The organism is Shewanella sp. SR44-4, from assembly GCF_014163715.1.
Classification (GTDB): domain Bacteria; phylum Pseudomonadota; class Gammaproteobacteria; order Enterobacterales; family Shewanellaceae; genus Shewanella.
This window is the reverse complement of sequence record NZ_JACJDU010000115.1, coordinates 1-1,218: the sequence shown is the minus strand read 5'-3', so window position 1 is coordinate 1,218 and position 1,218 is coordinate 1. Positions and strand designations below refer to the sequence as shown.

At 38.3% G+C, this 1,218-nt stretch carries 1 protein-coding gene; it reads left to right on the top strand.

Translation table 11 applies throughout. From position 1 onward, the window contains the following. Window positions 1-77 precede the first annotated feature (77 nt). The gene (locus H5125_RS22290; RefSeq protein ID WP_259395518.1) at window positions 78-449 is read left to right on the top strand and encodes a DUF4926 domain-containing protein; all 372 of its coding nucleotides are present in this window, start codon (window positions 78-80) and stop codon (window positions 447-449) included. The last annotated feature ends 769 nt before the right edge of the window (window positions 450-1,218 follow it).

Genomic DNA, 1,218 nt, shown 5'->3' with positions numbered 1-1,218 from the left:
CATGAGTTTCCATGGTGATACTCCTAGGTAATGCCAAGGTAGGCAGGGTCTAGTAAGTATTTATGATGGTGAGAAAGATGGGCTTTTATCTTTTCTGCCGCAGAGCGGCTTCGTTCAACAAGGCATTAAAGCAGGAAAATTTACAGTTGGCTGTTTTCACTGCGTTCAACATTTTAGCCAACAATAAATTTCCTCTTAATGAGGCGTTATATGCACTTGGGCTTCTGATGAATCAGTACTCTGTTGTTAAAATTAAGTCTTTGAATAAAAACTTTAAATATAATGAAGGTAGCTTTGGATCAAGATCTCCTCGTGTTGGTGACATTGCAACAATCGTTGAGGTTTACGACAGTGCATTTGATCTGGAGTGTAGTGACGAAAATGGTTTTACTCTCTGGTTAGAGATATTTGAACCAAGTGATGCTGAATTGGAGTTGGTGTGCATATAACAAGTCAATTATGTTCGCCCAACAAGTTGGGCTGGGACGCGCAAACAGCGCGCGCCCCATATTGTAGCGTTATAAGCCATTGAGGAACTGGGACTAATGCTATTAGAAATGTCATTATTATTGGTACTTGTTTTCAATATCTATGTCATTTACAGAGTAGTAAAATGCAGCATTCTTGAGAAAGTCCAAAAAGTGTTACAAATACTGATCGTTCTTATTTTTCCAATCATTGGGGCTATAGTCATTTTACTTTTTATCCGTAACATCGAGAAAGATAATGAACCACCAAATAGTGGTCAGTTTGGTGGAGGTCCTCAAAAATATTTATCAAACTTCGAAGTGTTCAATGGATCGGATTAATGGCTTATAACAAAAACATCAACTGGAAAACTACTCGCTGTAAAGCGCTCGTATTTTCCAGTTATATTAAGCGTTAGTTTGCTATTAATTTAAGTGCTTTTTAGTGCAGTATTTACAAACTCGGGTGTGTTTGTAAAAACAGTTATCAATCACAGGAAGTGTTTAAGTTCAGCCGCCATTTTTCAGCGTTCAAACTTCCTTATGTTTTATCTCACTTTTGCATTAGCTTTCTTACGGTGGGTTGGATAAAGTAGTGTTATTAATGAGTTGCGGAGTATCAGCAACTAACTAATAAGGATAGGCCGCGCGAAGCCGCGTCCTTATCCCAAGTGTTGAACAAGCCCGAACACGTGAGATGTGACTCTTTATTATGTAATTAACAGTTCGAGAAAACGCGCTGTTTGATGTG